The 25,360-nt window shown below is 42.3% G+C and carries 24 protein-coding genes; 5 read left to right on the forward strand and 19 right to left on the reverse strand.

The window, feature by feature from the left end; genetic code table 11:
- Nucleotides 1-198: 198 nt before the first annotated feature.
- Both nth and ACVX3R_RS06060 read right to left on the reverse strand, forming a co-directional pair.
- A complete protein-coding gene (nth, locus tag ACVX3R_RS06055; protein ID WP_000244435.1) occupies nucleotides 199-828 on the reverse strand; it encodes an endonuclease III in 630 nt (209 codons plus the stop codon).
- A complete protein-coding gene (locus ACVX3R_RS06060; protein ID WP_458794554.1) occupies nucleotides 829-1,371 on the reverse strand; it encodes a YceD family protein in 543 nt (180 codons plus the stop codon).
- A gap of 168 nt (nucleotides 1,372-1,539) precedes the next feature.
- Here ACVX3R_RS06060 and ACVX3R_RS06065 point away from each other — a divergent pair, with 168 nt between their 5' ends.
- Together ACVX3R_RS06065 and ACVX3R_RS06070 are read left to right on the forward strand one after the other, a co-directional pair.
- Nucleotides 1,540-1,869 (forward strand): helicase BlpT, encoded by a 330-nt coding sequence (locus tag ACVX3R_RS06065; protein WP_125395414.1) that lies wholly within the window; start codon nucleotides 1,540-1,542, stop codon nucleotides 1,867-1,869.
- Nucleotides 1,870-2,306: 437 nt separating this feature from the next.
- Nucleotides 2,307-3,866 carry an ATP-binding cassette domain-containing protein gene (locus ACVX3R_RS06070; protein ID WP_458794555.1) on the forward strand — a complete coding sequence of 520 codons (1,560 nt, stop codon included), beginning with the start codon at nucleotides 2,307-2,309 and terminating at the stop codon, nucleotides 3,864-3,866.
- 43 nt (nucleotides 3,867-3,909) lie between these two features.
- On the opposite strand, the gene htpX is transcribed toward ACVX3R_RS06070, so the two are convergent.
- Both htpX and ACVX3R_RS06080 read right to left on the reverse strand, forming a co-directional pair.
- Nucleotides 3,910-4,809: a zinc metalloprotease HtpX gene (htpX, locus tag ACVX3R_RS06075; RefSeq protein ID WP_458794556.1), complete on the reverse strand. Its 900-nt coding sequence runs from the start codon at nucleotides 4,807-4,809 to the stop codon at nucleotides 3,910-3,912.
- 1 nt (nucleotide 4,810) lies between these two features.
- A complete protein-coding gene (locus ACVX3R_RS06080; protein ID WP_458794557.1) occupies nucleotides 4,811-5,371 on the reverse strand; it encodes a LemA family protein in 561 nt (186 codons plus the stop codon).
- Nucleotides 5,372-5,463: 92 nt separating this feature from the next.
- On the opposite strand from ACVX3R_RS06080, the gene rsmG reads away from it, so the two are divergent.
- Nucleotides 5,464-6,177 (forward strand): 16S rRNA (guanine(527)-N(7))-methyltransferase RsmG, encoded by a 714-nt coding sequence (gene rsmG / locus ACVX3R_RS06085; RefSeq protein WP_458794558.1) that lies wholly within the window; start codon nucleotides 5,464-5,466, stop codon nucleotides 6,175-6,177.
- A gap of 321 nt (nucleotides 6,178-6,498) precedes the next feature.
- The gene (locus ACVX3R_RS06090) at nucleotides 6,499-7,782 is read left to right on the forward strand and encodes a uracil-xanthine permease family protein (protein WP_458794559.1); all 1,284 of its coding nucleotides are present in this window, start codon (nucleotides 6,499-6,501) and stop codon (nucleotides 7,780-7,782) included.
- Nucleotides 7,783-7,831: 49 nt separating this feature from the next.
- Here ACVX3R_RS06090 and ACVX3R_RS06095 read toward each other — a convergent pair whose 3' ends face one another.
- From ACVX3R_RS06095 to ACVX3R_RS06140, 10 genes are all read right to left on the reverse strand, one after another.
- Entirely contained in the window at nucleotides 7,832-8,590 is a 759-nt protein-coding gene (locus tag ACVX3R_RS06095) for a CPBP family intramembrane glutamic endopeptidase (RefSeq protein WP_458794560.1), read from the reverse strand.
- Nucleotides 8,591-8,734: 144 nt separating this feature from the next.
- The gene (locus ACVX3R_RS06100; protein WP_458794561.1) at nucleotides 8,735-9,646 is read right to left on the reverse strand and encodes a DMT family transporter; all 912 of its coding nucleotides are present in this window, start codon (nucleotides 9,644-9,646) and stop codon (nucleotides 8,735-8,737) included.
- Between the two features lie 9 nt (nucleotides 9,647-9,655).
- Complete coding sequence (locus ACVX3R_RS06105) at nucleotides 9,656-10,591, reverse strand: serine hydrolase domain-containing protein (protein WP_458794562.1); 936 nt, start codon at nucleotides 10,589-10,591, stop codon at nucleotides 9,656-9,658.
- Nucleotides 10,588-11,313: a CppA N-terminal domain-containing protein gene (locus tag ACVX3R_RS06110; RefSeq protein ID WP_458794563.1), complete on the reverse strand. Its 726-nt coding sequence runs from the start codon at nucleotides 11,311-11,313 to the stop codon at nucleotides 10,588-10,590. The genes ACVX3R_RS06105 and ACVX3R_RS06110 overlap by 4 nt, the downstream gene beginning before the upstream one ends.
- Nucleotides 11,314-11,424: 111 nt before the next feature.
- Nucleotides 11,425-12,294, reverse strand: coding sequence for an aquaglyceroporin Gla (gene gla, locus ACVX3R_RS06115; protein ID WP_458794564.1), 870 nt, complete (start codon nucleotides 12,292-12,294; stop codon nucleotides 11,425-11,427).
- 156 nt (nucleotides 12,295-12,450) lie between these two features.
- A complete protein-coding gene (locus ACVX3R_RS06120) occupies nucleotides 12,451-13,617 on the reverse strand; it encodes an ATP-grasp domain-containing protein (protein WP_458794565.1) in 1,167 nt (388 codons plus the stop codon).
- 12 nt (nucleotides 13,618-13,629) lie between these two features.
- Entirely contained in the window at nucleotides 13,630-14,370 is a 741-nt protein-coding gene (locus tag ACVX3R_RS06125; RefSeq protein WP_458794566.1) for an esterase family protein, read from the reverse strand.
- Nucleotides 14,371-14,390: 20 nt separating this feature from the next.
- A complete protein-coding gene (locus tag ACVX3R_RS06130; protein ID WP_458794567.1) occupies nucleotides 14,391-15,215 on the reverse strand; it encodes an alpha/beta hydrolase in 825 nt (274 codons plus the stop codon).
- 135 nt (nucleotides 15,216-15,350) lie between these two features.
- Entirely contained in the window at nucleotides 15,351-16,565 is a 1,215-nt protein-coding gene (thiI, locus tag ACVX3R_RS06135; protein WP_458794568.1) for a tRNA uracil 4-sulfurtransferase ThiI, read from the reverse strand.
- A gap of 8 nt (nucleotides 16,566-16,573) precedes the next feature.
- The gene (locus tag ACVX3R_RS06140) at nucleotides 16,574-17,716 is read right to left on the reverse strand and encodes a cysteine desulfurase family protein (RefSeq protein ID WP_458794569.1); all 1,143 of its coding nucleotides are present in this window, start codon (nucleotides 17,714-17,716) and stop codon (nucleotides 16,574-16,576) included.
- Nucleotides 17,717-17,853: 137 nt separating this feature from the next.
- Between ACVX3R_RS06140 and ACVX3R_RS06145 the strand changes: the two genes are divergently transcribed.
- On the forward strand, nucleotides 17,854-18,279 hold the full coding sequence (locus tag ACVX3R_RS06145) for a DUF6556 family protein (protein WP_458794570.1): 426 nt from the start codon (nucleotides 17,854-17,856) through the stop codon (nucleotides 18,277-18,279).
- A 43-nt stretch (nucleotides 18,280-18,322) separates the two neighbouring features.
- Here ACVX3R_RS06145 and ACVX3R_RS06150 read toward each other — a convergent pair whose 3' ends face one another.
- From ACVX3R_RS06150 to ACVX3R_RS06170, 5 genes are all read right to left on the reverse strand, one after another.
- Nucleotides 18,323-20,629 (reverse strand): DNA translocase FtsK, encoded by a 2,307-nt coding sequence (locus ACVX3R_RS06150; protein ID WP_458794571.1) that lies wholly within the window; start codon nucleotides 20,627-20,629, stop codon nucleotides 18,323-18,325.
- A 131-nt stretch (nucleotides 20,630-20,760) separates the two neighbouring features.
- Complete coding sequence (locus ACVX3R_RS06155; protein ID WP_458794572.1) at nucleotides 20,761-21,549, reverse strand: HEAT repeat domain-containing protein; 789 nt, start codon at nucleotides 21,547-21,549, stop codon at nucleotides 20,761-20,763.
- Between the two features lie 160 nt (nucleotides 21,550-21,709).
- Nucleotides 21,710-23,665, reverse strand: a complete 1,956-nt coding sequence (locus ACVX3R_RS06160) for a PTS fructose transporter subunit IIABC (RefSeq protein ID WP_458794573.1) — start codon at nucleotides 23,663-23,665, stop codon at nucleotides 21,710-21,712.
- On the reverse strand, nucleotides 23,662-24,573 hold the full coding sequence (pfkB, locus tag ACVX3R_RS06165) for a 1-phosphofructokinase (RefSeq protein WP_458794574.1): 912 nt from the start codon (nucleotides 24,571-24,573) through the stop codon (nucleotides 23,662-23,664). The genes ACVX3R_RS06160 and pfkB overlap by 4 nt, the downstream gene beginning before the upstream one ends.
- A complete protein-coding gene (locus ACVX3R_RS06170) occupies nucleotides 24,570-25,310 on the reverse strand; it encodes a DeoR/GlpR family DNA-binding transcription regulator (RefSeq protein ID WP_458794575.1) in 741 nt (246 codons plus the stop codon). The genes pfkB and ACVX3R_RS06170 overlap by 4 nt, the downstream gene beginning before the upstream one ends.
- Nucleotides 25,311-25,360 lie beyond the last annotated feature (50 nt).

A 25,360-nucleotide genomic window follows, 5' to 3' on the forward strand; every position in this document is an offset into this window, starting at 1 on the left:
AAAAGAAAAGTCTCCTTCTACAAGGAGACTTGAAATGTATAGCCAAGCGAGCCCTACTGTATACAGTATAGACTTCACCCTTCTACTTTATCGCGCTCCTTGCCTGCCTCACGGGACAGGTTTAAAGGACTATTTAGTTATCATTTACTATAGCACAAAGCACCCTTAAAATCAAGCAAAAACTTTTTCAGAGTCCCCTTAAACATTACTAAAATCATACAGTTGGGGATAGTGATCGCATTCTGGATTTTTGGGATGACAGATAGCTCGTCCAAAGTAAATCATGGCCTGGTGGGCTGCTAACCACTCTTCTGGTGGTAGAACGTCCATGACACGTTTTTCTACTTCAAGTGGCGTAGCTGATTTTTTAACGATATCGTGATGCTTGCAGATACGTTCAACATGGGTGTCCACTGCAAAAGCAGGAATTCCAAAGCCCACACTCAATACTACATTTGCTGTTTTACGACCAACACCAGCTAGACTTTCTAATTCCTCTCGAGTCTGAGGCACTTGACCATCAAAATCGTCTAGTAACTGTTGGGCACATTTTTTAAGGAATTTAGCCTTATTTCGATACAGTCCCAGGCGAGAAATGTGTGAAGCAATTTCACTCTCTGTCGCTACAGACATGGCTTGCGGCGTTGGAAAAGCAGCAAAGAGACCTGGCGTGGCCTTGTTTACCGCTGCATCTGTCGTCTGGGCTGACAACATCACTGCAACCAAGAGTTCAAAATGATTAGTAAAATCAAGACTAGGCTTGGCATCTGGAAAGAGGGCAATAATTTCCTCAATGACATGACGGGCACGTTTCTTGGATAAAACCATCTACTCGTCTCCATCAAATAGTCCTTGCAAGCCAGCAAATGGACTGTTTTCTTCTTTCTTGACTGCTTGTTGAGCTTGATATTCTTCCTCTGTCATGATTTGCCAGTCATTTCCGGACACAAAACCTTGACCCGCCTCTTCTTCTGCCGTCAAGACCTTGATTGGAATATTGAGCAAGATATTATCGGAAACGCTCTCGGAAAGGTCGATTTCCCCATTTTCGATAGGCAAGACCAAGTCATCATCAAGAACTTCCTGGTCTAGTTGATTGGTTGCTCCTTCCATAAAGACCTCTGTCACTGGATATGACTCAGCCAATTCAACTGGCTCCATACTGCGGCTGGAAGCAAGAACAATGGTATAAGATAGCTGATAATCTAAGAAATACAGACGGTCTTCGTACTGCACCTTCCCCACTGCAAGGATATCTTTGACATCTAAAATCTCTTGATTCCGTTTACGCAAGTCTGCTGCCAGGTCTAAAGCTTGTTCAAAGTGTAGGCCTTCAGGCTGCTTACGAATTTCTTGAATATTTAACTTCATATTTCCTCCATAAAGATGTACTCACTTGATTATACCATGAAAAGGCTATAAGTCAGCTTTCCAAACTTTGATATTAAAACCTCATTTTTTAATATATTTACTATGACAAACTTTCCTATTAGTGCTATACTATAGGCAAGAATACACCAGAGCAAGGAGGATGCTCATATGGAAGATAAAGCACTCATCACTGAAGCTTACCAACTCCTTTCCGAGTTAAATAAAAGCTACCAAAGCTGTAAACAAGGAACTGCCGATGATCTTCGACTGCAAGAGCTGCTGAACACCACTCTTAAGGAACTAAAAAAAGCAGAAAAGCTGGACAACAGTATCTTAATCGACCTTGAGAAATTTTACCAACGTACCAGTCTTCTGATTGGACTAGGGAGCCTAAAACTAAACGATCAAGCTCGTGCTGCTTGGCGCAACTATGACAAGTTCCACTACGAACATGTCAAACACGTGCTAACTCTCTATGGACCTGTTTTCGGATTCTGATACTCTTCGAAAATCTCTTCAAACCACCGTCAGCTTTGCCTTGCCGTACTCAAGTACAGCCTTCGGGTCGCTTCCTAGTTTGCTCTTTGATTTTCATTAAGTATAAAAACTAGAATTTCCTGTTTTTTATTGACAAAATTTCCTGAAAGGTATAGGATAGAGGTACTAATACTCGGAGGTATGGGAGACATGAACAACTAATCTATCAAATAAAGAATCTTTATTTAGTAGATCTTGTTTTTGTCTCTTTTTGTGTGCTCTTTTTATACTAGATTTTCTAGTATCTTGTCCTCATTGAAAATCAAAAAACTAGAAAGCTATGCTCCTCTTGGGTTGGGTTAGGCAGCTCCAAGCTAGTTTGACGAGTTTTTCAACGAGGATAATAGAGTTTTGGACAGTTACTTTGGGCTCTACTAGATAAAGTAGAGCTTTTTGTTATGCACTATCGACATTCTAGAAAGGGCAACAATATGATAAAAATCAATCATCTAACTATCACGCAAAACAAAGATCTACGAGACCTTGTATCTGACCTAACCATGACTATCCAAGACGGGGAAAAAGTTGCTATTATTGGTGAAGAAGGAAATGGTAAATCGACTTTACTACGAACTCTAATGGGGGAAGCATTACCTGATTTTACTATCAAGGGCGACATCCAGTCTGATCTTCAATCACTGGCCTATATTCCTCAAAAACTCCCCGAGTTCCTGAAAAATAGGACTCTACACGACTATTTCTTTTTGGATTCTGCTGATTTAGACTACAGCATTCTTTATCGTTTGGCGGAGGAGTTGCACTTTGATAGCGACCGTTTTGCTAGCGACCAAGAAATTGGCAGTCTATCAGGGGGCGAAGCTTTGAAAATTCAGCTCATTCACGAGTTAGCAAAACCTCTTGAGATTCTATTTTTAGATGAACCTTCAAATGACCTAGACCTTGAGACGGTTGATTGGCTAAAAGGTCAGATTCAAAAGCTTAGGCAAACAGTTATTTTTATTTCGCACGATGAAGACTTTCTCTCTCAAACGGCAGATACTATTGTCCACTTGCGACTGGTCAAGCATCGGAAAGAAGCGGAAACGCTTGTAGAGCATTTAGACTATGATCGCTACAGTGAGCAGAGAAAGGCTAGTTTTGCTAGACAAAGCCAGCAAGCTGCTAACGACCAGAGAGCCTATGATAAAAGCATGGAAAAGCATCGTCGAGTTAAACAAAATGTAGAAACTGCCTTGCGTAACACTAAAAACGATGTTGTTGGGCGCCTATTAGCTAAAAAAATGAAAAATGTTCTCTCTCAAGAAAAACGCTTTGAAAAGGAAGCCCAGTCCATGACCCAAAAGCCACTTGAAGAAGAACAAATCCAACTTTTCTTCTCAGATATCCAACCATTACCGGCTTCTAAAGTCTTAATCCAACTGGAAAAAGAAAATTTGTCCATTGGCCAGCGCACTTTAGTTCAGGAGCTACAACTGACTGTCCGTAGCCAAGATAAAATCGGTATCATCGGGCCAAATGGTGTTGGGAAATCAACTCTGTTAGCCAAGTTTCAACAACTGCTCAGCGCCAAAAGAGAAATATCGCTTGGTTTTATGCCACAAGATTACCATAAAAAACTACAATTGGATCTATCTCCAGTAGCCTATCTCAGCCAAACTGGACAAAAAGAAGAACTACAAAAAATCCAATCTCACCTTGCTAGCCTCAATTTCAGTTATCCAGAGATGCACCACCAGATTCACTCTTTATCTGGTGGTCAACAAGGCAAACTCCTTCTTTTGGAATTAGTCCTGCGCAAACCAAACTTTCTCCTTCTCGATGAACCCACACGAAACTTTTCTCCTACTTCTCAACCCGAAATCAGAAAACTCTTTACCTCTTATCCCGGCGGTCTGATCACTGTTTCGCATGATAGACGTTTCTTAAAAGAGGTCTGTACGAGTATCTATCGTTTGACAGAACATGGTTTGGAAGTTGTTGATTTACAAGATTTATAATTTTTGAACATAGCAAAAATCCAGAGACGATCTCTGGATTTTTTTACATTTGTTTCAAGCGTTCGATTCGTTCTGAGATAGGCGGGTGGGTATAAAAGAGTTTTTGAAGTCCGCCACCTTTCTTAGGATCATTGATGTACAAAGCGCTACTGGCATCATCAACATGGTGATGCATTGGCTCGCTATTCTCCAACTTGCGCAGTGCATTGATCATCCCTTGAGGATTGCGAGTCAGCTCCACACTGGATGCATCCGCTAGAAATTCCCTCTGACGGGAAATGGCTAGTTGCACCAAGGTTGCAGCGAGAGGTGCTAGAACAATGGCTAAGAGAGAGATAACAAGCATGATAATCTCTAGACCATTTCCGTCACGATCATTATCACTCCGTCTTCGACCTGCGCCACCCCACCACATCATCCGTCCTGCCATACTAGACAGAAGGGTAATGGCACTGGCAAGGGCGACAGCAATGGTCGAAATGCGGATATCGTAGTTTCGGATATGACTGACCTCATGCCCCATAACAGCTTCCAGTTCCTCGCGATTCATGATAGCTAGAAGGCCTGAAGTGGCTGCGACAGCTGCATTCTGCGGATTCGAACCTGTTGCAAAGGCATTGAAAGAAGAATCCTCAATGATGAAAACACGCGGCATGGGAATCTGAGCGACCATGGCCATATCTTCCACTACATGGTAGAGGTCTGGTGCTGTTTGTTCATCAACCTCACGCGCCCCATTCATAGACATGACAATCTCTGTCGATTGAAAGATCATGGTCAGAGCGTAGATAAGACCAATAATCAGGGCAATAATCATGCCCCCAAGACCTGAACGCATAAAGAGATAGCCAACAGCATAACCAACCAAGGCTAAGAGTAGGAAGAAAACCAGCAATAAAATCCAGGTTTTTCGTTTATTGCTCGCAATTTGATCAAACAACATCTTAGTCACCTAAACCACTAAAGTCAACTTTAGGAACTGCCTTTTCCTCTTCAGGTGTCTGAAGGAAGTCTGCAGCTTTAAAGCCAAATAGTCCTGCGATGATGTTGCTTGGGAAGCTTTCAAGTTTTACATTGTAGTTGCTGACAACACTGTTGTAGAGTTGGCGAGAGTAAGAAATTTTATTCTCTGTATTGGTCAACTCTTCTTGCAATTTGATAAAGTTAGCACTAGCTTTCAAGTCTGGGTAATTCTCTGCTACTGCAAAGATACCAGAAATCTGGCGGGTAAGGGCATCACTGGCCTTCATAGCTTCTGCCGGTGAAGTTGCTGTGGCTACTTGTCTACGAAGTTCTGTTACTTTTTCCAAGGTAGAACCTTCATATTTCGCATAGCCTTTGACTGTTTCAATCAAGTTTGGGAGGAGATCATTACGACGCTTCAACTGAACATCGATCTGGCTCCAAGCCTCCTTGGTCTGCATACGATTTTTAACCAAACCGTTATAGCTAACAATCACAAAAATAACAATCAGAGCCAAAACTCCAAGAATAATCCAAGCCATAATCTTATTCCTTTCTGCTTTTAGATTAATACCAGTATATCAAAATTTTAATGAATATGGTAAAATAAGATGATACTAGAGAAGGAAACTATATGAAACCAGAAACATTTTACAGCCTACTAGCTGAGCAAAATCTTCCACTTTCGGACCAGCAAAAGAACCAATTTGAACGCTATTTTGAACTCTTGGTAGAATGGAATGAAAAGATTAACCTGACCGCTATTACAGACAAAGAAGAAGTCTACCTTAAACACTTTTATGATTCGATTGCACCTATTCTGCAACGTTTAATTCCAAATAAAAAGATCAAACTTCTTGATATCGGGGCTGGGGCAGGATTTCCTAGTCTACCCATGAAAATCCTCTATCCTCAGTTAGATGTGACCATCATTGATTCGCTCAATAAGCGCATCAACTTCCTTCAGCTTTTGGCTCAGGAGTTGGATTTGGATGGTGTTCACTTTTACCATGGACGGGCAGAAGACTTTGCCCAAGACAAGAACTTCCGTGCCCAGTTTGATGTGGTGACGGCTCGTGCGGTTGCCCGTATGCAGGTTTTGTCTGAGCTGACCATTCCCTATCTTAAAGTCGGCGGAAAACTATTGGCACTCAAGGCCAGCAATGCTCCTGAGGAATTGCTAGAAGCTAAGAATGCCCTCAACCTCCTCTTTAGTAAGGTAGAGGAAAACCTCAGCTATGCCCTGCCAAATGGAGATCCGCGCTACATCACTGTGGTCGAAAAGAAAAAAGAAACCCCAAATAAATATCCACGTAAGGCTGGCATGCCCAACAAACGCCCACTTTAAACAATGGTGCACCATTGTTTAAAATTCAGAAAACCATTTACAAAATCAACCTCGCTTTATTATTTCTAGGCTCGGAAAAAAATGATTTACAAAATCATACCTCGCTCTCGCATTTCCGGGCTCGGGAAAAAATGATTTACAAAATCATTTTTTTCTGCTATACTATCACAAGCAAAGGTTTTTAATGTCATCCTGTGAGGTGACGAAGGCGCAGATTTATATAAATTTTTAAAAGATAGCTATTTTTTAAAAAGTCTTACTCTGAGGGCCTATTGCTGTAAAATAATGGGCTCTTTTTTGGTGCCCAAAAGTGAGGTTTTTATGAAACAGGAATCAACTGTTGACTTGTTACTAGACGTTGATCAACGTCCTTCTGCTGGTAAAGGTATTCTTCTAAGCTTCCAGCACGTATTTGCCATGTTTGGTGCAACCATTCTCGTTCCCTTAATTTTGGGAATGCCCGTATCGGTTGCTCTCTTCGCTTCCGGTATTGGAACACTTATCTACATGATTTCTACTGGCTTTAAGGTTCCAGTTTACCTAGGTTCTTCATTCGCCTTTATCACAGCTATGTCTCTAGCCATGAAAGAAATGGGAGGAGATGTCTCTGCTGCTCAAACTGGGGTTATCTTGACTGGTTTAGTCTATGTCCTTGTAGCGACAAGTGTTCGTTTTGCAGGTACGAAATGGATTGACAAACTCTTGCCACCAATCATTATCGGACCTATGATCATCGTTATCGGTCTTGGTCTTGCTGGTTCTGCTGTAACGAATGCTGGACTTGTGGCAGATGGAAACTGGAAAAATGCTCTTGTAGCCGTCGTGACGTTCTTGATTGCAGCCTTTATCAATACAAAAGGAAAAGGGTTCCTCCGTATCATTCCTTTCCTCTTCGCCATCATCGGTGGATACCTATTTGCCCTAGTGCTTGGATTAGTTGACTTCACTCCTGTTCTAGAAGCCAACTGGTTTGAAATTCCCGGTTTCTACTTGCCATTTAATACTGGTGGTGCCTTTAAAGAATACAACTTGTACTTCGGTCCTGAAACAATCGCAATCTTGCCTATCGCTATTGTAACAATTTCAGAACACATCGGAGACCACACAGTTTTGAGCCAAATCTGTGGCCGTCAATTCTTGAAAAATCCAGGACTTCACCGTACGCTTCTCGGTGACGGTATCGCGACATCTGTATCGGCTTTTCTCGGTGGACCAGCTAATACGACTTACGGAGAAAATACAGGGGTTATCGGGATGACTCGTATCGCTTCTGTCTCTGTTATCCGTAACGCAGCCTTTATCGCCATTGCTCTTAGCTTCCTTGGTAAATTCACTGCCTTGATTTCAACCATTCCAAATGCTGTGCTCGGTGGCATGTCCATCCTTCTCTACGGAGTTATCGCCAGCAATGGTTTGAAAGTTTTGATTAAGGAACGCGTTGACTTCAGTCAAATGCGTAATCTCATCATCGCAAGTGCCATGTTAGTACTTGGACTTGGTGGGGCTATCCTCAAACTTGGCCCAGTTACACTTTCAGGTACTGCTCTATCAGCCATGACAGGAATTATCTTGAACTTGATTTTGCCACACGAAAATAAAGACTAATCATCTATACACACAAAATCCACTCGATTGAGTGGATTTTTCTGATTTCTTACCTTCCCCAGGCAATCAAGAGATACATGAGGCTAGAACCAAACATGTCTGCCAAAGCATGCATGAGGAAAAATGGCAAAAGATTTTTAACCTTATACTTGTATAGAAAATAATAGAATAAACCATAAACTACACCAATAACCAGTGCCCACACCAACCCTTGATAAGTGTGAAAAGAAATCCGAATAATGGTAGAATAAAACAAAACCTGCCACTTGTGCTTTTCTTTCACTGAGGTCAACAACCCTAGAAAGAAAAACTCTTCATAGAAGCCATTTAGCAAGGCATAGGCAATTGCCATCGGACTAAGTGCTAGGAATTTCCGTATAACTTCCATGGGATCTATGTAAGAAAAAAGGGCTGGATTAAAGTAATTGTATTCACCAGTTAGTGTCGTCACCAAGTCTCCAAACAAACCTACAATGGCAAATATAAAAGGAACCCAAAAGAGAAGAGACCAGGTCCAACGAATAGGAAGTTGTTTGAAATCATAATTCCGAATCAAAAGGTAAAGCAAGGCCAAGGTCAGAAGTATCACTTGCAAGGTGAAGTTGCTCGAATAGGCCGCTCCTTCGCCGACAGTATCACTTGCCGTATCCATTGTAGTTGACAAACCTGTCGGAAACATACTTGCTAAAAAGAGCTCCGTTGACCGAATGATAAACAGGCCAAACATTAGAACTGTAATAATCAGAATGTCAAACCATCTCAAGTAGCGCAGGAGCTTAGTTGGGTGAATGCTTTGTAAAATTTTCATATCTCCTCCTTCTAGCAGTTAAAGATTGGTTTATTGTAAAAAAAGAAACTTAAAATTTTATAAAATCCCACTCCCATTCCTTAGCCGTAATCAATATTTCGATAGGATATTCAAACCAACCACTTTTTACGAGTGACTAGTTTCTCATTCAACCTTCCGTTTGTTTTCTATCAACAAATCTTTCAATGAAATAATGGTCACGGCTAGTAAAATCATGGCCATACCGACAAAATCAATCGCATAAAACTGTTCCTTCATAATCAGAAAGGCAAAGAAAACAGCAGAAATTGGCTCTATGGAAGCTAATAAACTAGACTTAACAGGGCCTATCAGACTAGCCCCTTTTAGAAAAGCTGTATAGGCAAAAACCGTTCCGATGATGATAATCCCAGCAAATGCAAAGAGAAAATCTAAGCTAGTCGGTATGCTGGCCTGTAAGACTCCTGTAAAGGGAAGAGCCACCACACCAGAAATAACCATCCCAACACCAATCACCAAAATACTGCCCCACTTCTTAATCAAAGCGATGGGAAGGATAATATAGAGAGCATAGGTCAAGGCAGAAAAGAGACCCCAGAAAAGGCCTAGGGGTGTGACAGACAACTGGTCAACTTTCCCGTGCGTCGCAATCAGAAAAGTTCCTCCAATTGCTAAACCAATCGAAATAATCTCAGCCAGTGTCGGTGCTACCTTGTCCTTGATACAGGTATAAATCAAGATCCCAACGGGGCATACATACTGGAGAACTGTCGCCGTTCCAGCATTGGTTTCCTGAATGGCAGAAAGATAAGCAAACTGGTTTAAGAAAAGTCCAAACAAGGCAAATAACAGCAGAGATAAAAGGCTTTTTCTGTCTTTAAAAAAAGCATAGAGTTTATCCCTTGCAGTCATATAGGATAAGGCTACCAGTGCCAAGCCTGCAATGATAAGTCGCAAATTGGTCAAGACCAGAGCAGAAACCCCGTGTGCCATCAGGTATTGACCACTAGTTCCAGACAAGCCCCAAGCAATCCCTGCCACTACTGTATACAGAGTTCCTTTTAATGTTTTTGACATGCTTCACCCCTACTTATCTTGACGAATCATTTCCATCACTTGATTTCGATCGACTATCCACTGGGCACGCTCATCCTTCTCATACGTTCGATTGGATAAAAAGATGGCAGCCTCCTGCTTCTCTCGATTCCACATGATAAAGGTACCAGTATAGCCCGTATGGTCGAGCCAAGCTCCTTCCAGATTCCAGGCTAGGGAACGCTCCTTATCATCTAAGGGAGAAAAATTTTGGCTCAAATCTGCTGCAAAATCATCTTTTAAGTAATGTTCCAGAAAGATTTGCAGATCCTTAACAGTCGAAAACAAGCCAGCACTTCCAGCGGGCTTCCCTAATAGACGGGCTTTAGGATCGTGAATGTTTCCGGCCTCCGCTCCTCTCACTGTTGGTACAGCAACCTCAACGGGACCAAACATCGTTTCCTTCATCCCCCATGGTTTCAAAACTTGTTCTTCTATAATCTGATCCAAGTCTTGGTTAAAGATTTTTTCCAAAAGAAAGCCCAAGAGTAAAAAGTGAACGTCCGAGTATAGGAAGGCTGGCTGATTTCGTCTATTGAGGTGAAACATGGCTTCTCTCAATTCCTCAGCGCTTAACTGGTCTCTGTTAGGAATAAAGGGGTCCAGGTCTGTAGCATGGGTCAGAAGCTGCCGTATAGTAATATCAGGATAATCACACTCCGGTAAAAAATCCGTTACCGGTCGATCAATATCGAATGCGCCCTGCTGCCACAAGAAGATGAGAACCGTCCCCACTCCCACGACTTTACTCACACTAGCCAGATCATAAAGCAAACCGCTCTCTGTTTTCAAGCCCCGTTCTGGATCACTCAATCCTAGATAAGACTCTTTCCATTCACCATCCTTATAATACGCAAAAGAGGCCCCGGGATAGACCCCTGCCTCGATTTGATTTTCTATTTTTCTTAGAATTTTTTCCAACTTCATGCTTCTTCAAACCACAATTCAATGTTATTGGTATCTTTACCAAGGAAGAATTTTTCAGACTTAGGGACAAAGTAGCCTGTCTTTTCAAATTTCTGACGAAGACTGGTTAGATCAAAATTTCTTACTAAAAATTTCAACATCGTCAAGTCCCAAGTGACATTGTTTTCAACAGCCAAATCTGGCCCTTGCCCTTTCGTAAAGGTGATTGCTTGCGATACTCCTTCAGGATCAAGTAAACTCTCTGTCCCCTCAGGCAAACGCAACTCCATAGAAACCTCAAATTGGCTCACGTATTTTATACTTGTATTTGAATAAAATTCAGGAACAGTTTCCAGTGGAACCAAATTTCTTATATCATTTTCTGCATGAACAAGGATCACATCCTCTTCAGGAGAAACAATCTCAAAAGCATATCCACGGCTTCCTTTAAACAGGCGAGGAAGAGACTTCATCTGAGAAAGAAGGGCCTCGATTTCAGAAGGATCCTCAACCTTTATCAAAAGTCTAGCTAGCTTCTTAAGTCCTTCAACTCTGCGTGTTCGCATGCTTGGAGACTCTTCTAAAATCAATCTCTCCGTACCCGTCTGGTCGCCTAATGAAAGAAAGGCAGACTCTTCTAGTAAGGGTTTCATTCCTAGAGTTTCAATGTAAAATGTCTCATTTAATTTTCGATTATTAACTTTCAAAGTCGGAATGATCCGAACAATCTCATTCACATCCATAAATTCCTCCAACTATTTTATTTTAAAGGATTTTAGAATATTTTACAAGCCATATTTGTTTAAATTAGAAAATTTTCCAAGAAAAAAACTGGGTTTCCCCAGTTTCGTTTCTTATAGGTAAAGTAGTTTGAATAGTGCTACTGCTGCAATACCCGCTGCAATTGGAGCTGCAACTGGAACCCATGCATACCACCATTTTGAATCACCCTTGTGTTGACCAAGAACTGATTTCGGAAGGAGTTCGTGAAGAAGACGTGGTCCAAAGTCACGAGCTGGGTTCAAACCAGGTCCAGTAGGTCCACCGAGTGAAGTTACCAAGGCCATTACTAGGAAACCAAGCCCTAAATGAGCTACTGAAAGGCCTGCTGCTGTGTGTGGTGCTATTTGAGCCTTAATAGCTAATTCAGAAAAGTCAACTGTTTGATTAGCCTGCGTTGCCATTTGCTTCATGTATTGCATTACTTCTGCACCAAAAAAGTTTTTAGTCATTCCTAGGGCTGCAAAGAACAAAATAAACGAACCGACAAACTCATTGATAAAACCATTTACACTTGCTGCGAAACGTGATTCTTTTGTACCGTGATCAACACTTGAAATCGTTGAGAAAGTACCCAAAATGTTATTAGAATTCTCTGTTTTCAAGTAGTAAGGACGGTGAGTTGCCACAACCATAGCTTGACCAAAAATCGCTCCTAAAACTTGCGCAAGGATGTAATATGGTACTTGTTCCCAAGGGAAAAGTCCGCTCACAGCAAGTCCAAGTGTGAAGGCTGGGTTGATGTGGTTACCAGATACATTACCGAACATCAAGGCTGGGATCATAACCCCCATACCGTAACCAACCGCGATAACGAGCCAGCCACTTTGGTGACCTTTCGTACCTTTAAGTTCAACGTTAGCAACTGCACCATTACCAAGAATGATCAAAATGGCAGTTCCCAAAAATTCAGTGGCATATTTAATAGCCCATGTAAAATCCATTTGATAGATTCTCCTTAATTTTTTTAGACAATCCTTATTCTATCAATTTTTAGGCCTTTTAGCAATATCTTTTCTAAAAGAATCTATGGAAAACGCTTTATTTAACTTATCTTTAAGAAAAGGACAAAAGAAGTCAAACTCCTTTCATCCTTTTCGTTACTCTTGACGTTGACCAAAGTCTGCTAACATCTGATCCAGCTCCTCACGACTTGGAGTTGTCAGCATATAGAGAATATCTCCTTGTAACTCTGCAAAGGCTGCTGGCATGATTTTTTTGACCTTGAATTGCTGGCTGTACTTAGCAAGCAAGTCTTCTTCTGAATAGACATAATTTGCATTGGCACGACGTGAAGTAGCTAGACAGTATTGAGGTTCAAATTCTGATGCTGGGAACTCTTCTCCTGCGACAATCGCTGCATAGCCACGATAGAGGTCAAAAGAGTGGGCATAATTGTAAACATCAATCGTAAAGCCACCCGCAGGACGATTGTTGTACTCAATGGCAATGTAGTCGTCCCCGTCACGGAAAAACTCGATATGGAAAAAGCGTTCTCTCATTCCAAATTCCTTGACAATGGACTCGCCATACTTACGCAATTTTGGATCCATATCCTTGAGAACATAATAGGCATTATCCATCTTGTAAAGCATGAGATCTAGTGGTGTATGGGCGTAGTCAAAAGTCGTTGAAAAGACGATGTTGCCATCCTTGTCTACAAGCCCGTCAAAGGTACAGATTTCACTAGAAGTGACAAATTTTTCAAAGAAATAAACGGTTGAATGGTCCCATTCTTCTTTGAAGTGATGGATATCGTCTTCTGTCTCAAGCTTAAAGGTTGCTGCCGCTCCCACTCCATTATCAGGTTTGGCAATCATTGGTAGACCGATTTCTTTCACTGCTTTATCCACATCTGCTTCCGTCTGGATAACAGCTCCAGGTACCACAGGGACACCTGCTTTTTTGAAAAGTTTCTTCATTTCAGACTTATATTTGGTCTTTTTGAGATCCTCTGGTTTGGCACCAAAGACATTGAATTGCTCACGAAGGGCTGCGTCTAACTCAAGCCAGTATTCATTGTGGGACTCGATGCGGTCGATTGGGCCATGCTTGTAAATAAGAAAGGCAACTGCACGTTTGACTTCGTCCAAATTTTCAAGATCATCTACACGGAAGTACTCACTCAGGCTATTGCGCAAGGGTTCATCCAATTGTTCATAGGGTTCTTGACCGATACCCAGCATCGTAATTCCCTTATTTGCTAACTCAATTGTAAACTGTTGAAAGTTTTGCGGATAGTAGGGAGAAATAACAAGATAATTCATAGGCAACTCCTTTTATAGATACAGGTGTCCAAGAAAATAAGGCATTTGTTTACGCCACCATTCCCAGTCGTGGGCGACATCGTGTCCCCATTCAGCAAACCAGGCTGGAATTTGTTTCTGGTCAAAGGCTTCTTTGAGCTTGTAGAAAGATGGTAGACCGTCTTGTTCCCAGGCACCAAGGCCCGTACAGACGACGATTTCTGCCTGACGGTAACGGTCGATAAACCATCCGTCATTTTGATTCCAGATATAATCTACTGGCGAATTTTGGTAAATAGCATCATCATTGTAGTAATCGCCAACAAAGAAACGCGCGTCGTAAACACCGCTGAGAGCAATCACCTTGGTGAAGACATCTGGATGCTGGAGGAAGAAATTAAGTGCATGGTAGGCCCCCATCGAACAACCTGTCGTCATCATACCATCAAACCAACCTGCCTTATGCTTGATAAAAGGAATGGCTTCCTCAATTACATAGCGTTCGTAGGCGCGGTGCATCTCCGCCTGATCATGACCATTTTTCCAAGTAGCCAACCAGCTCTCACTGTCCACACTGGAGAGAGTAAAGAACTGGACGCGCCCCTCTTCGATAAAGGAAGCACAGGCATTAATCATGCCAAAATCATAGTATTCATTGTGACTGCCACCAGATGAAGCAAAAACAACAACTGGAATTCCAGCATGGCCATAACGGTTGAGGTACATTTCACGATTAAGATTGCCACTCCAGTGGCTGAGGTTTTCAATATGCATTGGCTTTTTCCTTTCTTAACTTACCATTTCTCTGCAAAAAATCGGAGACAGTCTGGTAAATTTTCCGACCATGGAATCTCACTATGGATGGCGCCAGACTGAACTTTCAAGACAAGATTATCCAAATGTACTCCACCTGCAATCAAATCACGGTAATAGCGAAGCGACGAGTCGATATAGGCTTGCTTGATATTGCCAGCCATCAAAGTCTTGTCCGTATCGTCTGCTTCTTCTGTTCCCACATAGATGAAAATGCGCTGTTCAGGCGATAATTTCTTGCGCTCGATGTAGCGGTTAAAGGCTTCTTGGTGGAGCCAGTTAGCAGATGAAAAGACACCTAGGCAACCAATTTGGTCTTGGTACTCTAGTCCGATAAACTGGGTAATATTGCCTCCTAGTGACGAACCAATCATAGCCGTATGCTGGCGATCAGCTTTGGTACGATAGGTTTCATCGATAAAAGGCTTGACCACCTCCATGACAAACTCGGCATACTCCACACCCTTACCGCCAAACTGCTGGCCTGGGATAGGAGATTCTTGAAACTTCCAAGCCGCATACTCATTCATCCGTCCCATACCATCATTATCTATGGCAACGACAATCATGCGACTGATATCAGGATTCCGCTTAATGGCTGGAATAATCTTCCAAGAGTGTCCGATATAAGACTCCTTGCTGTAAAAGACATTTTGTCCATCATGAAAGTAAACAACAGGATAAAAACGGTCTGTGTCTTTCTCGTAGTCCTTAGGCAGAAGAACACGCACACGACGCTCTTTTCCAGTATAAGGAACCTTGAGTTTGTGTTCTTTCATTTTTAAGTAAAAGTAGGAATGATTCATTGTCAGAAAACTCTCTATATTCAAAATTTTATCTTATTATACCATAAAAATAGAAAAAAAGTCAGTAAATGTCCATTTTAAGGATAAATAACTAACTTTTTCATTTATTTTTTTGAATTCTTCTGGATTTTATGATTAGAGGAGATTGTCAATTAACTCATCGACAGCATCTTTTTCAACCTGGGGAGTGATTTCAGTAATCATAATCCCTGCCACTGCTCGCTCAACCAAGCCTTCAACATCCATGCGTGCTTCATACTGCTCCGCATTCTTAATTTTAGGATTGGTCTTAGGACGATCAGGTGCAAAAATAGTACAGCAGTCTTCAAACGGTTGGATAGAAATATCAAAGGTATCGATTTCCTGGGCGATGTCAATGATTTCCAACTTGTCCATAGTAACCACAGGGCGGATGATGGGAGTGTTAGTCACAGCGTTGATAGCCTGCATACTTTCCAAGGTCTGGCTAGCTACTTGACCAAGACTTTCCCCATTGATGATAACCAAACCATTTCGTACCTCACGGATACGATCGGTAATGCGCATCATAAAACGACGAGTCAGAGTCATGAGGTAGGCTTCTGGAGCCTTGGCTTTGATCTCTTCTTGAATCTCTGTGAAAGGAACTTCAATAAACTGGATATTGCCACCAAACTTGGTCAATTTACGGGTCAAATCTTGGGCCTTCTTGAGAGCGCCTGGACTCGTGTAAGGTGGGCTGGCAAAGTGAATGGCCTCGATATCCACTCCACGTTTAAGAGCTAGATAACCTGCTACAGGTGAGTCAATCCCTCCTGACAACATGAGCATCCCCTTACCAGAAGTACCCACAGGCAAACCACCTGCTCCTCGAATAGTCTCATAGGAAAGATAAGCTGCTTCCTCACGAATCTCCACCTGAAGATTGATGTCCGGATTTTTCATTTGAGCTTGGACATTTGGAATAGCTTCGAATACAGCTCCACCAAGTGTTTGGTTGAGTTCACGACTGTCGAGTTCAAAGTTGTGGTCGCTGCGCTTACTAGAAATCTTAAAGGTCATGCTTTCCTTGTAGATTTCCTTCATAATCTCTTGAACAGAAGACTTCAGAACTTCTACAGACTTTTCGACCTTATATACTGGAGAAAAATTCTGAATCCCGAAGACTTGTTTGAGAGATTCTGCAACTGCTGTGTAGTCGGCTCCATTCAGGTAAGCGTGGGCACGGTCGCGATCCGCAGTTACCTTAACTTGGGGATAGATGGACAAAACGTCCGAAATATTATTGCGAAGTTTATTGATGAAACGCATACGGTTTTTGCCCTTGGTTGATAACTCTCCGTAGCGAATCATAATTTCTGAATACTGCATGAATGCTCCTATCTTACTTTTCTAGTTTGATTGTAAATTAATTTTAGCTTGGTCAAAAACTGCTCAACCTGACTCATATCGTTTTCCAGGTCCAGACTTAGACGCACAGCTGACTGGGCCTTATCTTTGTCCACTCCCATGGCAATCAAGGTCCCCGCAGGTTTTCCAGCCTTGGATGAACAAGCAGAGGTTGTGGAGATGAAAATATCATAGTCTTCAAATGCGTGAACAATGACTTCACCACGAACACCCTTGATTCCAAAAGTCAGGATATGAGGGGCAAAGTTTTCCTCATCTGAAAAGACAAAAATATCTGGATAGTCCAAAAGCGCTTGGCGAATGACTGATTTCATCTGCCCTGCCTTATTAGTAAAGATATCTAACTTTTCCATAGACAAACGGAGGGCCTTGGCTGTCGCTGCAATCCCTGCTACATTTTCAGTTGTCGAACGATAATCACGCTCTTGACCACCACCTGTCAAAAGAGGCGTAATTTTCTTACCAGACTTGATATAGACAAAGCCAACACCTCGAACACCATGAAATTTATGACTTGAGAAGGTCGCAAAATCCACCCGTTCTGTTATATATTTTTCAGTCGGAATCTTAGCGAGTGCCTGAACTGCATCAACATGGAAGGAAATAGTTGGCTTGTCTGCTAAGAGTTCTGAGATGGCCTCAATAGGTTGAATAGACCCAATTTCATTGTTAACTGCCATAATGGAGACGAGGGTCGTATCAGGTCGTATCAATGCTCCTAGAGCCTCAACATCCACAAATCCTTTCTCATCAACTGGAGCAAAATCCACCTCAAAACCCTGACTTTTCAGCCAAAGGGCTGATTCCTTGACTGCTGGATGTTCAATGGCTGACACGATGATATGCTTGCCAAACTGGGCTTTTTCAAAGGCCACACCCTTGATGATCCAGTTATCCCCTTCTGTTCCTCCAGAAGTAAAGAAGATTTCATCACTCTTCTTGCCAATCAAATCTGCAATTTGCTGCCGGGAAGCATCTAAAATTCGGGTCGCCTGGTCTCCCAAACGATGGAGGCTAGAAGGATTTCCTACAATTTTTGAAGCGACCTGCATGTAAGTTTCAAGTGCTTCAGGATAAGGCTTGGTCGTTGCCGAATTATCAAAGTAGATCATGTTTTCTCACGCTTTCTAAAATCACTTCTTCTATTGTATCATGAAACGAAGCTTGCGACAAGAAAGGGCAAGTCCTCTTTTTTTAAGATTTTTTTAAAGAAATGAGGTATAATAAATCATAATAAAAGGAGAGTATCATGTCTAACTATCATAGAACTTCAAAACCAAAAACTGAGCATATCAAAAAGGGGGTTACTGTCTTTCAAAAAACGATTGCTACCATCGGTAGTATCCTTGGTCTAATCACCGCTACTATCACCATCATGAACGCCATGGATAATAGCAAAAACAATAAAAAAGAACCGACGACAACCCAAACAACTGTTGTCAAGGAAATTCAAAAGGAATCCCCTCAGGAAAATACTACACCTAACAAGGACAACACTTCTACTAAAGAAAATATCCCGCAAGAAGAAACTTCTCAATCCAACACGAAAGAGGAGAAAAAAGAAGAACAGAAAACAACAACTCAGGATTCTTCTACACCTTCCTCAACAAAAGAAACAACTGATAGTGGAAACTCGTCCAAAACGACTAGTTCCGAAAACAAAAGCAATCAATAACCACTAAAATAGCTTCCTTCCAGCTTTGGAAAGAAGCTATTTTTTATTGTTGCAATACTTTTCGTGGTTTGGTTCCTTCAGCTGGACCGATGACACCTGCCATTTCGAGTTCTTCCATAAGGCGGGTCGCACGGTTAAATCCAACAGACAAACGACGCTGAATCATAGAGGCACTGGCTTTCTGCGTTTCGATAACCAGAGCCTTAGCTTCTTCAAAAAGCGGATCGCCACCAGCTTCACCATCAGAAAAATCTCCTTCATTTTCAGAAACCTCACCTGGATCAAAACTCTCATCGTAGTCCGCATCCGCCTGAGCCTTGATGAAGTTTACAATGCGTTCGACATCATCATCTGAGATGAAGGATCCTTGTAGACGGACTGGGTGATTTTCATCGATTGGTTTAAAGAGCATGTCTCCTCTACCAAGCAATTTTTCTGCTCCATTTTCATCCAAGATGGTTCGCGAGTCTGTACCTGATGAAACTGCAAAAGCCACACGAGAGGGGACATTGGCCTTGATAAGACCAGAGATAACATCGACTGATGGACGTTGCGTTGCGAGAATCATGTGAATCCCTGCGGCACGCGCCTTCTGTCCAAGACGAATGATGGCATCTTCCACTTCCTTGCTAGCCACCATCATGAGGTCTGCCAACTCATCTACAATGACAACAATTAAAGGCAGCGGTACTTGTTTGTACTCAGACTGGCTATTAAATTCCTCGACCTTAGCATTGTAGCCAGCGATATTTCGCACACCAACCTTAGCAAAGAGTTCATAACGGTTTTCCATCTCATCAACAACCTTTTGCAGAGCCTTGCTGGCCTTGCGTGGATTGGTTACAACTGGAATCAAAAGGTGAGGAATGTCATTGTAAACCGATAACTCAACCATCTTAGGATCGACCATCATAAACTTGACCTGGTCGGGGCTTGCTTTCATGAGAATGCTCGCGATAATACCGTTAACTGCAACCGACTTCCCTGATCCTGTCGAACCTGCAACGAGTAGGTGGGGCATCTTGGAAAGGTCAAAGGTGCGAGCAGTTCCATTGACCGCCTTCCCTAGAGGAATTTCGAGGAGATTTTCTGGTTTAGTCTGAGACTGTTCCCAGAGTTCACGGAAGGAGACGGTCGCGATCTCAGAGTTGGGTACTTCAATTCCGACTAAGGATTTGCCAGGAATCGGAGCCTCAATCCGAACATCCTTGGCTGCTAGAGCCAGCGCTAAGTCGTCTGCCAGATTGGAAATGCGGTTGACCCGTACACCGACTGCTGGCTTGACTTCATACTTGGTAACTGATGGTCCAATTTCAGCTCGTTCAACCGTTACCTTGATACCAAAGCTAGCAAAGGTTTCTTCTAGGATTTTGATATTTTCCCGAACGATTTTCTTCTCTTTAGACTGGTCCTTTGGTTTATCTGGGGCAAAGAGTTGTAAACTTGGAAGTTTATATTCAAGGGCTTCTTTGGCTGAAAAGTCGACCTGCACCTCTTCATCCTCAAAGTCTTCTTCCACATCTGGAACTTCAACGTCAGCTTGAGGGAGGATAATCTCGGGTTCACTCCATTCTTTTTCAGGAATTGGTGGAAGATCATAGCCTGGAACTTCTGGTAAGATTTCTCCCGTTTCAGGATCTACAGGAGGAAGCGGTAGCGCATCCTGTTCTTCTTGTTCTCTCTTGATTCTAGCTGCTTCTTCAGCTTCTTGACGAGCCTTCTCTTCTTCTCTCTTGATGAAGCGTTCCTGTTTTCTCTGTTCCTGTTTTTCCATGAAGGATCTGAACTGGGCTCCAATAAAGGCTGCAACATCATAAATAGACCAAGGACTGACCAAGAGAGCCCCAACTAGAATCAAAAGAACTCCAATAAAGTACGATCCGATATTGGAGAAAAGAAAGGCTATGGGGATATAAAGTCCAACACCTAGCAGACCTCCACCAGCGAAGCTAGTCACCCGCATACCAGTCAGATCCGTCATAACTTGAGCCAAGGTCCCTTTTAGAACTGACTGCTCCAAGCCAAACTTCCAGACAAGATAGGCCTCAAAAATCAAGAGCAAGCCAGCGAAGATACAGAGAAAGCCTGACAGAAGCCCCTCTTGCTTGCGTATCCATTTAAAAAGAAAAAGATAGATGAGGAGACCACCTATAGCCACATAAGCTAAACTTCCGACTAACAGTCGAATGAAATTATAAAGGGTGACACCCGCAGCACCAAGCTTGAGGGCTGCAATAATCAACAATAAGGCAATTCCTAAGGAAATCAACATCCTCTGGATAGCCTGTTTTCTTTCGAGTTCTGCTTTAGACGGTCTCCGTCTTGTTTTACTTGTATTTTTGTTTGCCATGCTTCTATTATACCATATTTCAGAAACATCTAGAGAAATCAAAAAAATGACTGCATCTACTAGATACAATCATCTTTCGTTGATATTTCTGAATTTTCTATTCTATATGATTTTTCAACAACCTTGTCTCACTACTTCTTCAAAAATCTAATTGCTGATTTTCTTGCCTTCTCAATCTTTTCGATTTCCAACTTCTCTACAGCAGATGTAGGAATCCATTTTTTCCCAAATAAAACTTGAGCTGCTTCTATCATCAGAGCACAAGCCCGAAAGTCCTTTTCTTCTGGAATCGCCTCTCGAAACAAATCCTTCGTTTTCTCCATCAAGACTTCTTTTTCAACTTGATGAAAAGATAATTGCATCAAACTACTGGCAGACCAGGCACGACAAAGTGCATCTTGGTCAGTCAAGAGATGTTGCCCTAAGATTTCTATCTCACTTATTGAACCAATCCAACCTAGGGCAATGATTAGCTTTCTACGATTCGAAGCTTCTGAACTAGATAAAAGAGAGATTAGAACGGGAAGTACTTGCTTGCAAGAAGATGCATAAAAATCTCTATGTCTTACTTTGGAAAGGATTTTCGCTAGGAAATAAACAATCAAAATGCGTTGACTCTCATCTTCCTCTTGATTGAGAGTTTCCAAAAGATAGTCTATTCCCTCCTGCCCATGCTGGTCAAAACTTGCTTCAAAATTTAGGTCAGTTCCTTCCTCCCAATCGTTGCAAATGAGTTCAAAATGAAAGGCAATTTCTGGGCTCCTACCTAAATCAGCTATAAAATGAATTCGTTTAGAATCAGGAAAATCTTCCTCCACCAAGCTGGCATAGGTTCCTTGTAACGCTTCTTTTGTAAGACTTTTGCGACCGAACTGTTCCTTTTCTAGTTTGTCGATTCCTTCTTTTCTAGAATCACTCATGACACTTATCTCCTCTAAGATATTTGTAGAACTTCAGCATTCTATCATTTAAATTCTCTAAGATTTACCTCTATTATATCACTTTAAAGACCGTTCTCCCTAACTCCATCATCAAAAAATGACTGCCCACTTTCGTGTTCAGTCATTTGAGTATTTATGATTATTTTTCTAATGGTTTACGAAGGTAACCATAAACCACACCACTTACAATTGCGCCAATCAAGACAAAGGCAAGGTAGAGAAGGGCATTTGAAGTAAGGGCGATGACGAAGATTCCTCCGTGTGGCGCCATGAGTTTGATACCAGCAAGACCAACGAGTCCGCCTGCCACCGCAGAACCAAGGATGAAGCTTGGGATAGCACGAGCTGGGTCAGCGGCACCAAATGGAATCGCTCCCTCAGTGATAAATGACAAGCCCATGATGATGTTTGTCAAACCAGAGTTGCGTTCTTCCTTAGTGAATTTATCTTTGAAAAGAAGGGTTGCGACAAAGATAGCAAGTGGTGGCACCATTCCTCCAGCCATAACTGCTGCCATGGCTACAGAACCACCTGAAGAAACAGTTGCTGCAAGCGTACCTGTACCAAAGACATAGGCCGCTTTATTAACTGGACCACCCATGTCAACAGCCATCATGCCTCCAAGAACGATACCAAGAAGGACAGCTGAACCTCCTCCAAGACCGCCTAGGAAGTCATTCATAGCAGTGTTGATTGCTGCCATCGGGATGTTAACAGCTAGCATGACAAATCCAGTCAAGATTGTTCCAAGAAGTGGCAAGAGAAGGATTGATTTAGCACCTTCAAGTGAACGAGGAACTTTTACGTATTTCTTGATAGCAAGAACCAAGGCACCTGCGATAAATCCACCAACAAGGGCACCTAGGAAACCAGATGAGACACCTGCAAGAGTTGAAGTTGCTTCACCACCTGCTGCATAAGGGATTTTACCAAAGGCAAAACCTTCTTTAGCAATAGCACCAGCCACAAAACCAGCTACCAAACCTGGTTTTTCAGCGATAGAGTAGGCAACATAACCTGCAAAAACTGGAAGCATCAAGCCAAAGGCAGCACCACCGATTTTCATGAACATAGAAGCTAGCTCATGGTAGGATCCGAGATTGCCAAGACTATCTTGTGGCACACCCAAAGCACCATCAATCAAGAAAGCAAGGGCAATCATGATACCACCACCGATAACGAATGGCAACATTTGGGATACACCACTCATCAAATGTTTGTAGAAGGCAGCACCAAGGCCTTGTTTTTCATTAGATGCTGTTGCAGCTTTTGCTCCATTAGCAGCACGATAAACTTCAGCATCTCCTGAAAGAGCCAAGTTGATCAATTCTTCTGTCTTACGAATACCGTCTGCAACTGGACGATTAACCAATGGTTTGCCATCGAAACGATCCATCTCAACAGCCTTGTCAGCAGCGATGATAACAGCTTTAGCCTTACGGATATCTTCTGCAGTTAGTTGATTTCCAACACCGCTGGCACCGTTGGTTTCAACCTTAATCCCAACACCCATTTCAGCAGCCACTTTTTGAAGGGCTTCTTGAGCCATGTATGTGTGGGCAATACCTGTCGTACAAGCTGTAACAGCTACGATAAAGTCGCCAGATTCATTAGCAGGTGCTTGAACAGGCTCCTCAGCTTTTTCTGAAGCTTGGTCAAAAAGTTCGATAACTTGATCTGCAGATGTTACTTGACGAAGTTTGTCAGCGAAACCATCTTTCATCAAGTATTGAGACAATTCTGCCAAGGCTGCTAAGTGAGTATCATTGGCACCTTCCGGAGCTGCAATCATGAAGAAGAGGTCTGTTGGTTGCCCATCCAAGCTCTCATAGTCAACACCCTTGTTTGACTTTGCAAAGAGAACTGTTGCTTCTTTGACAGCAGAGTTTTTGCTGTGTGGCATAGCGATTCCGTCACCCAAACCAGTGGAAGTTAGAGCTTCACGCGCTAAGATCCCTTCTTTAAAGGTTTCAAAATCCGTCACATAACCGTGATCTACTAGGCTTTTAATCATCTCTTCGATAGCTGCTGTTTTTTCAGTTGCCTGCAAATCCAGCAACATGACATCTTTTCTCAATAGGTCTTGAATTTTCATCGTTTTTCTACCTCAACTTTTTCATAAGTTTCTTTTATAAATGCTGCAGTTGCCAAGTCATCAGAGAAAGTAGTTGCTGTCCCACAAGCTACTCCCCATTTGAAGGCCTCTACTGCGTCTTTTGATTTGACAAATTCACCTGTAAACCCAGCAACCATAGAGTCGCCAGCTCCGACTGAATTTTTCACTGTTCCCCTGATTGGTTTAGCGAAGTAAGCTCCCTCAGATGTGACAAGAAGTGCACCGTCTCCAGCCATAGAGATGATAACGTTTTGAGCACCTTTAGCCAGTAATTCTCGAGCATATTTCTCGATTTCATCTAAACTTTCGAGTTTCACTCCAAAGATAGCTCCAAGTTCGTGATTATTTGGTTTAACCAAAAGGGGCTGGTAGGCCAAACTATCAATCAAGGTCTGTCCTTCAAAATCACAAACGACTTGCGCACCAGTCTGGCGTGTCAATGCAATCAAATCCTTATAGATAACATTGCCTAGGTTCTTAGCACTCGAACCCGCAAACACAACCGTATCATCTGCTGTCAAACTAGACAAAATAGCTTTCAATTCTTCTAGCTGAGCTGGTTCCACATTTGGACCCGTTCCGTTGATTTCTGTTTCTTGGTCTGCTTTGATTTTAACATTGATGCGAGTATCTTCTGCTACTTGGACAAAACGAGTTTCGATTTCCTCTTCTGCCAAAGTATCTGTGATAAATTTACCAGTAAAACCTCCAATGAATCCAGTCGCTGTATTAGGAATGTCCAAGCGTTTCAAAACACGACTGACATTGATTCCTTTCCCACCAGCAAACTTATCATCACTGTCCATACGATTAACACTACCGACTTGAACTTGGTCCAAGCGCACGATATAGTCAATGGATGGATTGAGTGTGACTGTATAAATCATACTTCTATTACCTCCGTTTTCTTCTTAATGGCCTGCAAGAGCTCATGCCCTTGACTTGTGATGACAATAGCGCGTTTAAGCGGTGCTACCTTGGCAAAGCAAGTTTGACCAATCTTAGACGAATCGGCCAAGACATAGGTTTGTTTGGCATTCTCTAAAATAGCACGCTTCACAGCTCCCTCTTCCATATCAGGAGTCGTATAATAACCATCGTCTACACCATTCATCCCAATAAAGGCACGGTCAAAGTGCAATTGATTGATTTGGTTAAGAGCAACACCACCGATACATGCATCTGTTGCCATCTTGACACTTCCTCCAACCATGACCGTCGGAATCTGCTTTTCAACCAACTGAGCCGCATGGTGAATGGAATTGGTCACAACTGTGATATTCTTATCAACCAATTCCTTGATTAAAAAAGCAGTTGTTGTGCCAGCATCGATAAAGATAACATCTTTCTCCTTGATGAGAGAGGCCGCCTTCTGAGCTAGCAACTTCTTCTCTTGAAGGTTTTTGACAGATTTTTCTTGGATGGTTTCTTCTTCCCGCAAGGAGTGGGGCAATTCTGCACCACCATGTACACGGCGAAGCTTGTTTTCCGCCTCCAACTCATCCAAATCTCTTCGTACCGTTGATTCTGATGTTTCTAATAGACTGACCAATTTTTCTAGGGAAACTACATGATGTTGATTTAACTCTTCTAAAATCAGTTGCTTCCGCTCAGTTTTTAACACCAAACCACCTCCTGTTATCGTTTACACTATTCATTCTAGCACATTTTCTA

This window comes from Streptococcus sp. 517s (assembly GCF_054445985.1).